The sequence below is a fragment of the Polynucleobacter sp. Latsch14-2 genome (genome assembly GCF_018881925.1).
GTDB lineage: Bacteria > Pseudomonadota > Gammaproteobacteria > Burkholderiales > Burkholderiaceae > Polynucleobacter.
Genome location: NZ_JACVPL010000029.1, coordinates 1 through 5861 on the forward strand (window position 1 = coordinate 1; position 5861 = coordinate 5861).

Sequence of the window (5861 nt, forward strand, 5' to 3'; positions counted from 1 at the left end):
ATATCGACTATTACAACCATGATCGGATCAAACAAAAACTGAAGGGATTGAGCCCGGTTAATTACCGAACTCAATCCCTCGTGCTAACCTAATTAAACTGTCCAACTTTTGTGGGTCAGTTCACCAGGAGCCCTTTATTTTGCCAACGGTTCACTGACTAAAAATTATTCGCCAGCAGTAACTGCCAGCTCCTGAACCGCAAACGGATCCTTGTTAGACTGCACTTCTGAACCTTTTACTTTGGTGCCGGGCATCAGTTCAAAGTCAGGAACGAAAATAGTTAAAGTACTTTTGAGCTGATCAAATGTCTTGCGATCACCATCAAATTTAACCCTGCCTTCTACAAGCAATTGATCAAAGGTAGTTTGGCCGCCCATCACCCGCTCAAGGTCGCCGCGATTTAAAGTAATTGCGAGTGTTGGGTTCTGAGCCTGTTGACCTTTAATGTTGGTGAGCGTGGAGTTACTCATTTCAACTACAAACTTTTCACCATTATCTGGCGTAGAGAGATTGATAACAAAGTTCATACCGGCTGCTTTTTTGCTATCCATGCTGATTGCTAATGAATTAAGCCATAATTCCGTGGTCATCGCTTTGATCATGTCGGGACCATTGGATTTTGGCGAAGCACCCGCAGGCATGCCATGACGTAACTCATAAGCAGCACCCAAAAAACTATTGCGCACACTAGGGCTTTCTTTTTGATAGCCAATTTGCTCAAAGATATCAGCCAGAAGATCTTTGGCGGCGACATTATTGGGCTCAGCGTAAACCAACTTATTCACAATCTCCATTGCCTCACGGTACTTGCCCTGTTTGTAGAGCTGGGCACCTTTTGCTATGATTTTTTTAGAGCCACCCATCATCTCTACATACAGCGGTGCCGAGTCTTTTGGCGATAAGGGTATTAAAGTCGCAGGGTTGGCATCCCAGTAACCTAAATAGCGGTTAATTACTGCTCTACTATTGTGCTCTTCAGAGCCGTGGTAACTATGCGCAGCCCATTGGGTTTTCAGACTCTCTGGTTGTTTGTAGATGTTATGTACTTCATTAATGGTGACACCATTGTTTGCCAAGTGAAGCACTTCATTATTGAGGTGGGCATAGCTATCACGTTGAGTGCGCATCACCTCCTGAATCCGCTCATTTCCCCAACGCGGCCAACTGTGTGAGGCAAACATCACTTGAGCCTCATTACCAAAGCGATATAAAGCATTATTGATATTCTTTGACCATGCCAAGGCATCACGCACCAAGGCGCCACGCAAGGTGTAAATATTATGAATAGTGCCGGTGATATTTTCAGCAGCCCAGAACGCTTTGAATTGCGGAAAGTAGGTATTCATCTCGGCGGGCGCTTCGGTGCCGGGCGTATTCTGAAATTCCATCTCTACACCATCAACTGTCATTTTTTCAAAGGGTTGATTGATGTAAACATTAGGCTCGATTAAACCCAGGTTGCCAGCAGCCGTGTTTTTACCTATCGATTGATCGACGTGACCAAATGGACTGCGTGGCAATAAAACCCCATACTGAAAGTACATGCGACGCGTCATAGCATTACCCGCGTAGACATTTTCAGCAACGGCGTGATCCATAAACCCTGCCGGAGCAATGACTTTTACCTTGCCACTTTTAACATCCGCTTCATCAACCACCCCACGCACCCCACCAAAGTGATCGCCATGAGAATGTGAATACACCACCGCCACCACAGGACGCTTACCAAGCTTTTCATTCACCAACTCAAGCGCTGCACGAGCAGTTTCTCTGGCGGTCAAGGGATCAAACACAATCCAGCCCGTATCCGTCTTTACAAAGCTAATATTGGCTAAGTCGAAACCGCGGACTTGATAAATTTTTCCTGGCACCACCTCATAAAGCCCATAAGCCATATTGAGGATGGCTTGACGCTGCAATGAAGGGTGCACGCTATCAAAGTCCTTGCCTTGCAGCAAGAATTCATAACTACCCATATCCCAGGCAACATTGCCAGCATCAGCCATGATCTGTTTATAAGCTGGAGCAGCAATAAAGCCTTTTTGCGCCTCCTCAAAATCACGTTTGTCATCAAACGGTAGTGACTTGCGCAGGCCATTTTGTAACTCAATCGTATAGCTAGATGGCGCCTTACCCTTGACATCAAAATGCTTGCCTTGCATTGCACCGGGATCAACGACTACGCCACCGCCTCCAGCAGCCATAGTGGAGTTTGTAAACATCAATGTCATAGCTACAGCAATTAAGCTCAATTTCGTCTTCATAGTTCAGCTCTTAGGTTTGAATTTATATCGATTGAATGTATACACGGTAAGATGTTGAAGCAATTAGCCTTAGGACTAATATCCATCAGAAATTCTCGGGACTCTCATTGGGAAGAAATAACTTAAATAGAGCTCCGCCGCCAGGTGCATCCTCGTAATCAATACGTCCACCATGTCGCGTCACAATATGCTGGCAAAGCCAAAGCCCAAGACCCATACCGGCATCGACACCTTTATTGGGATTAAGCAATTCGAATAAATGTGAGCGAGCCTCAGCTGAAATCCCGCTACCATTATCTGCAATTGAAAACTCAAAGCCATCCAATACAGTCTGCGTTTCAATCACAATTCTTTTGTCTTGCTGACTGGAGTTATTCAAAGCTCGGATGGCATTATTTAACAAATTGAGAACTACCTGCTGTAATTCACCGCGATTTGCAGATACAACCAGATTATCACCATGCTTCAAAACGATTTGAATATTTTTTGACTGAATTTCGGGTTTAGCAATCTGCAAAATAGAGTCAATGAGGTCTCGCACATTTACCATCTCATGATGTAATTTTGATTCCGTAAAAATAGACCTAAGCGACTTAATAATAGTGGCAGCACGCTCATTATCAGACAATAATTTTTCCAGCACCTCCTTTTCAAGTGCCGGGTTAATTCCCCCATCCAATAATTTTTTCTGCAGGAATTGAATATTTAATGCGCTTGCCCCCAATGGCTGGTTCAACTCATGAGCGATAGATGCAGATAGCGCTCCAGTTGCCGCTGTTTTATTAGCCCTAAGTAGCGAGGTAATTAAACCCTCCCTCTCCAGAAGTAGCTGTCGAATTCTTTCATTCTCAACCTCTGAATGTACATTTGCAATCGCTATCTTTTCAGACCAATAGCCACTGATTGCTATATAGGACAGAGTATTCATTACCATTTGTGCAACCGTAAAGAGAATCAAGATTTGCGGGATTTGTTCAACCTGGTGAATCGTTAGCCCAGAAATCACTAAAATACCCAAGCGCCCTGCTGCAAAAAAAAGCTCCGCAATCGTGGCATATTGCAAATACTCCAATTGTCTAGATGGCGCAGACTTTCTTTTCTTTCCAAGTTGCGTAATTTGCAAAACAAAAAAACTACCTGCAATCAGGCACATAAAAGTAGTGCGCAACTCAAATGTGGCGTTAGTCCGCATGAATTCAAAGATCGGCAGAAAAACAATCGCCGAGAATATAAAGGCTATTTTTAGAGCCCTACTGATAGGCTGAGTAAGTGAGCGGCAAAACAATAACTGCAAAATAGCGGCTATGTAAAAGAGCGTATTAGCCACAGTGAAAATGAAATCAGGCCTTGCAGCATCATTAAGCGTCACAATCCCGGTGCCAAATGTGCCCATAGCCAAAATACTCACTACCAAAGAACTCATCCAGTATGGACTGGGCTTAATAGCGTTTTGAGAGCGGTAATAGTGATAAATACCCAAAAACAAGCCGAGCTGAATCGTGGCTAGGATATAAAAGTAGAGAGCGATGAGAAGCTTCATAGAAGCTATCGTACAACGCTGGCGTTAAGAATTCACAGCTTTGATGTGCCACTCCGAAATTAAGTCACTTCTTCTGACGGCAGCGCTTGGGCAATAAAAAAGCCCCCCAACTGGTTGACTTTGATAATAGCTAGGGTGCTGGCGGAAGAGGTGTCGTAGCCTAACTATATATGGCTTTAGACTGCTTCACACCAAAATATAACCTGCTAGTTGCTACATCCCCTTTTATTTAATTGAATAAACGCACATCTCTTTAGAGATGTTTTTGCCCTAGCCTTTCTAAATCCATATATTGAAGTTCGATGCTCCCCATCCAGTTATGGAAGGAGTTTTTGGTAACTAAATTGGTAATAAAAGGATAAGAAATGGCACTTAATTTTGATTTTCAAACAGTAAAAAACCTTAAAAAGGCAGGGAGATATACAGATGCCTTGGTAAAGGGTCTTCATTTATGGGTAAAGATTAATGGAACAAAATACTGGATCTTTCGATATACCCATACTGGCAAGCAACAAAACATGTCACTAGGGAGCTTTCAAGACCTATCCATTGCAGATGCAAGACTTAAAGCTCAACTTGCTAGAGATAAATTAAATAAGGGTATTAACCCCATCTCAGCAAAGAATATAGAAAAGATTGCAAAGAAACAGGAAGCGGCTCTATCGGTCAACTTTGAAGAATTTGCATTGCAAATCATTAAAAGCAAGAGAATCGAATGGTCGAGTGAAAAACATGCAGCTCAATGGGAATACAGCCTAAGAGAATTTGCCTTTCCAGTAATTGGTCATAAAAGGCTTGATGAGATAGACATGGACGACATTCTCAAGATACTCACCCCCATCTGGGAAAAAAAGACAGAAACTGCCAGTCGGCTGCGAGGTCGCTTAGAGTGGATTCTGGCGGCTGCAACAACCCGAAAATTACGAACTGGCATGAACCCTGCCCTGTGGAGAGGATTGCTCCAAACTATCCTTCCAGCGCCTAAGAGATTTAGAAAGGTTAAACACCATAAAGCTATGCCTTACCGAGTATTACCGAACTTCATCGCTAACCTGCGAGAAGTTGAGGGTATCTCTGCGTTGGCTTTAGAGTTCTTGATTCTTAATGCCAATCGAACTAGCGAAGTTACAGAAGCTTTAAGAGCGGAAGTTAACGATGGGGTATGGGTAATTCCAGCAGAAAGAATGAAAGCAAGGATCGAGCATCGAGTACCGCTTTGTCAAAGGTCACAAGAAATTCTATCTATTGCTAGCCAATTGGACAAAGATAGTCCTTACCTTTTTTCTAGAAATGGTAAAAAATTATCCAATATGGCTATGCCAATGATGCTTAGAAGGCTGGGAGTAGATGTAACAGTTCATGGTTTTAGATCAACCTTCAGGGACTGGGTATCCGAAGAAACTCAGCACTCTCCAGAGGTGGCGGAAATGGCTCTGGCTCATACTGTTGGAAACAAGGTTGAAGCAGCCTATCGGAGAGGCGATCTTTTTGAGCGTAGAAGACTTCTTCTGAGTGATTGGGAGGTATTTTGCAATTCAACCTTATTCAGAAATGTAATAGATCTAAAGGTTGCTTAATTAGGGCTATCCCAATAGAAAGTTAAAAGAAATGGAAAATAAACCCCAAATTTTCAAATCTGGCAAGGCGTTGAGTAAAGCTACAAAGAAGAAAACAACAGCAGACCAGCAAGCAGAAACATATCTAAACATAAGAAACCTAGCTTTTGAATCATTTGCTACAGCAAATAGTCCATTAGAAAAGTTATTGCCAGATTCTGGGTCGGAATCAAAAAAAGAATTTAGTAGAAGACTAAAAAGTCTTGATTCCAGCCTATCCATGGATGAATTGAGGGCAAGAGTTACAAAGGCTGAAATGCTAGTTGAGTGGTATCACCATCACCTGCTAATAGATAAAAAATTTACAGCCCTATATGTAGTATCCCCCGTCAAGCCGACATTCCTAAAGTGTTGTTTTCTGCCTGTGCTCGATAGTCTCTAGGCGATATTCTGCCAAGAGAGCTGTGCGGTCTTTCTTCGTTGTAAATGGTGATCCAGTTT

Annotated in this window: 5 protein-coding genes; 2 read left to right on the forward strand and 3 right to left on the reverse strand. The window is 42.8% G+C overall.

What is annotated here, in order from left to right; translation table 11 throughout:
• On the forward strand, positions 1–92 hold a 92-nt coding region (locus tag ICN46_RS11670; protein WP_216209036.1), incomplete at its 5' end, for an IS3 family transposase.
• Between the two features lie 72 nt (positions 93–164).
• Here ICN46_RS11670 and ICN46_RS11675 read toward each other — a convergent pair.
• Both ICN46_RS11675 and ICN46_RS11680 read right to left on the reverse strand, forming a co-directional pair.
• On the reverse strand, positions 165–2264 hold the full coding sequence (locus ICN46_RS11675; protein ID WP_216209025.1) for an alkyl/aryl-sulfatase: 2100 nt from the start codon (positions 2262–2264) through the stop codon (positions 165–167).
• Between the two features lie 85 nt (positions 2265–2349).
• Complete coding sequence (locus ICN46_RS11680; protein ID WP_216209028.1) at positions 2350–3804, reverse strand: sensor histidine kinase; 1455 nt, start codon at positions 3802–3804, stop codon at positions 2350–2352.
• Between the two features lie 365 nt (positions 3805–4169).
• On the opposite strand from ICN46_RS11680, the gene ICN46_RS11685 reads away from it, so the two are divergent.
• Positions 4170–5381: a tyrosine-type recombinase/integrase gene (locus ICN46_RS11685; protein ID WP_216209032.1), complete on the forward strand. Its 1212-nt coding sequence runs from the start codon at positions 4170–4172 to the stop codon at positions 5379–5381.
• Positions 5382–5749: 368 nt separating this feature from the next.
• Here ICN46_RS11685 and ICN46_RS11690 read toward each other — a convergent pair.
• Positions 5750–5861 (reverse strand): integrase core domain-containing protein (locus ICN46_RS11690; RefSeq protein ID WP_215336448.1); only part of this gene is annotated, 112 nt, incomplete at its 5' end.

Coding starts and splice junctions, on each gene's coding strand:
- ICN46_RS11675 (WP_216209025.1), bottom strand. CDS start 2,264: ATGAAGACGAAATTGAGCTTAATTGCTGTAGCTATGACATTGATGTTT.
- ICN46_RS11680 (WP_216209028.1), bottom strand. CDS start 3,804: ATGAAGCTTCTCATCGCTCTCTACTTTTATATCCTAGCCACGATTCAG.
- ICN46_RS11685 (WP_216209032.1), top strand. CDS start 4,170: ATGGCACTTAATTTTGATTTTCAAACAGTAAAAAACCTTAAAAAGGCA.